Here is a 2,947-nt window from a genome sequence, read left to right as displayed (position 1 = left end):
CCGCGACGGTGGGCCCCTCGTCCTGGTACGTGGTCACCGTGCCTGTTCGGCGGCCCGTCCCGCCTCGAGCCGGGCCTCGTGCTCGCCGATCGCCTCGACCGTGTTGAGCTCGTGCCGACGCGCGGCGGTCTCGATCACGTCCGGGTCGGCGCCGCCTTCGATGAGGTCGATCAGCCCGTCGTGCTCGGCGAGCGAGGCGAGCGCTCGTCCGGGCGCGTACCAGAAGGCCGAACGGCGGATGAGCTCGAGCCGAGTCCACTCGGCCTCGACCAGGTCGTTGAGCCGGTGGTCGTCGCACCGGGAGCACAGCAGCTGGTGGAAGTCCCGGTTGAGTATCCCGAACCGCGCGGGGTCGAAGCTCGCGAGCGCGTCCGCCATCTCGCGGTTGAGCGACCGGGCCCTGGACAGGTCGGCAGCCGTCAGGTTCGGGGCGGACAACGCGGTCGCGTAGCCCTCGAGCCGGGCCAGGAGCTGCATGGTGCGTTCCCAGGACCCGGTGTCGAACGTCTTCACGACGGCGCCCGCGTGGCGGACGATGTCGACCCATCCTTCGGCCTCGAGCCGACGCAGCGACTCACGCCACGGCACCGAGCTGATGCCGAACTCGCGGACGAGCTGATCGATCACCAGGCGGTGGCCCGGCCCGAACGTGCCCTCCATGATGCCCTTGCGCAGGATCTCGTAGCACTGATCGGCCTTGCTGGTGGTCACGCGGCCACCTCCTCGTGGACGGAGCGACGACGACCCGTCGCGGGGGAAGGACGGGGATGACGACGCGTTGACGGATCGTATAGTCGATCATATCGACGATCACACAGGAAGAGTTCAGGCGCTCCGTGCGATCCGCGTGAGCAGCCGCGCGATCTTGGCGTCCGCCCTCGCCCCGGCTCGTGCCAGGACGAGGGCACGCAGGGGCCTCGGCTCCGGATCGAGCCGTCGGACCGTCACGTCGAACCGGGCGAGGCTGGCCCGGTCCGGATCGGGGAGGATCGCGCGTGCGACCCCGGCCTCGATCAGGGGGAGGCCCGCCTGGATGGTGTCGACGGTGCGCACCGACCTCGGGGTGACCCCGTGGCTGCGGAACGTCGCCTCGACCGCCTCGGGGAGGCTCGGGACGGCTGCGGTACGCCGCGGCAGCAGGACGAGCTCGCCGTCGAACGATCGCAGCGGCAGCGGGTCCGGCGCGTGCTCCTCGTCGGGGGGGAGCACCCCGACGAGGGGCACCTCGCCCCAGTCGACGACGTCCAGGGTCCCGCGGTGCCGCGCGGCGAACCGTCGGGGATCCGCGACGACCACGGCGGCCAGGTCGACCTGCCGCTGCTGGAGCATCTCGATGGCCGCCCACGGCGGAGGGTCGACGAGCTGGATCTCGAGGTCCGGGGCCTCGGTCGCGTGCGCGCGCAGGAGCTCGGGGACGCGGTGCCACATGAGCACCGGCACGGCCGCGAGGGTCATCGACCCTGCGGTCCCGGCGCCGAACCGTCCCAGGGCCGACACGATGTCGTCGACGTCACCGAGCACGCGCGACGAGGCGTCGAGGAGGTAGCGGCCGGCGCTGGTCGGTTCGACGCCGCGGGGGGTGCGGACCAGCAGGGACACCCCGACCTCGGCCTCGAGCTTGGCGATGGCGACGCTGAGCGGAGGCTGCGAGAGGTGCAGCCTGACGGCCGCGGCGGTGAAGGAACCCGCCTCGACCACGGCGGTGAAGTACCGAAGATGACGCAGCTCCATGCCGACATGCTACCTATGGCGAGAGGTCCGGTATAGCGCTCGTGTATGGCGCCGAGAGCGGATCGGTAGTTCTCCTGGGCGTCTGCGGCTGTCAGTCTTGCTGCGACGAGTCCCCGACCTCTGGAGCCGACGATGCTTCCTTCGACCAACCTCAACCCTCCGTTCACGATCACGCGGGCCAGCCACGTCTCGCTCGCCGTGACCGACCTCGAGAAGAGCCGCGACTTCTACCGCGACGTCATCGGCCTGGTCGTGACCGAGGAGACCGACGACGTCGTGTACCTGCGCGGTCTCGAGGAGTCCGCTCACCACAGCCTGGTGCTCGAGCGCGCCGACGAGCCCAAGGCGCTGCACGTCGGGCTGCGCGTGCGCACCGACGAGGACATCGCCCGCGCCGAGAAGCACTTCGCCGCGACCGGGATCGAGCACCAGCGTGTCGAGAAGGACCACCAGGGGCCCACGCTCCAGTTCCGCGATGCCGTCGGGACCCACATCGAGCTCACGTCCTCGATGGAGCTCGTGCCGCGCAAGATGCAGAACTTCGACGAGTTCGTCGCGGGCGCCCCGCAGCGCCTGGACCACTACCAGGTGGTGACCCATGACGTGCAGGCTGCGACGGACTTCTGGAACGGCCTGGGCATGCGGCTCTCGGAGTACACGGCCAAGGACGGCACCGACGAGCTGTGGGGGTCGTGGATGGAGGTCAAGGGCAACACGCACGACCTCGTCTTCACGAACGGCAAGGGACCCCGCCTGCACCACTTCGCGTACACGGTCCCCGACGCGTCGTCGCTGCTGCACGCGGCCGACGTCGCCGGCGCCCTCGGGTGCGGCGAGGAGATCGACCGGGGTCCGGGTCGCCACGGCATCAGCAACGCGCTGTTCCTCTACCTGCGGGACCCCGACCAGCACCGGGTCGAGCTGTTCACGACCCACTACCAGTTCATCGACCTCGAGGAGGAGCCCATCCGGTGGGACATCAGCAACCCGCGGCGAGCGCAGCTGTGGGGGATGCCGGCGTCGCGACGGTGGTTCTTCGAGGCGAGCGAGTTCCCCGGCGAGCCGGTGAACGAGCCCTTGCTGCAGGCGACGCCCGCGACGCTCGAGGACTACCTCGGGCTGCACTGAGCCAGCTCACCGTCGATCAGCTCGCGCGGTACGAGCACCGGCTGCCGGAACGCACCGGTACGGGCGGTGGCGGTGACCGAGGCGAGGG

Annotated in this window: 3 protein-coding genes; 1 reads left to right on the top strand and 2 read right to left on the bottom strand. The window is 70.5% G+C overall.

What is annotated here, in order from left to right:
- Nucleotides 1-33 precede the first annotated feature (33 nt).
- Together ACFWFR_RS18800 and ACFWFR_RS18795 are read right to left on the bottom strand one after the other, a co-directional pair.
- Nucleotides 34-711: a GntR family transcriptional regulator gene (locus ACFWFR_RS18800; protein WP_377624108.1), complete on the bottom strand. Its 678-nt coding sequence runs from the start codon at nt 709-711 to the stop codon at nt 34-36.
- A 114-nt stretch (nt 712-825) separates the two neighbouring features.
- A complete protein-coding gene (locus ACFWFR_RS18795; protein ID WP_377624107.1) occupies nt 826-1,731 on the bottom strand; it encodes a LysR family transcriptional regulator in 906 nt (301 codons plus the stop codon).
- A 132-nt stretch (nt 1,732-1,863) separates the two neighbouring features.
- On the opposite strand from ACFWFR_RS18795, the gene hpaD reads away from it, so the two are divergent.
- The gene (gene hpaD, locus ACFWFR_RS18790) at nt 1,864-2,859 is read left to right on the top strand and encodes a 3,4-dihydroxyphenylacetate 2,3-dioxygenase (protein ID WP_377624106.1); all 996 of its coding nucleotides are present in this window, start codon (nt 1,864-1,866) and stop codon (nt 2,857-2,859) included.
- The last annotated feature ends 88 nt before the right edge of the window (nt 2,860-2,947 follow it).

This window comes from Oerskovia sp. NPDC060287 (assembly GCF_042726775.1).
Classification (GTDB): Bacteria; Actinomycetota; Actinomycetes; order Actinomycetales; family Cellulomonadaceae; genus Oerskovia; species Oerskovia merdavium.
The sequence above is the reverse complement of the archived record's forward strand: the minus strand, read 5'-3'. Positions and strand labels throughout refer to the sequence as shown.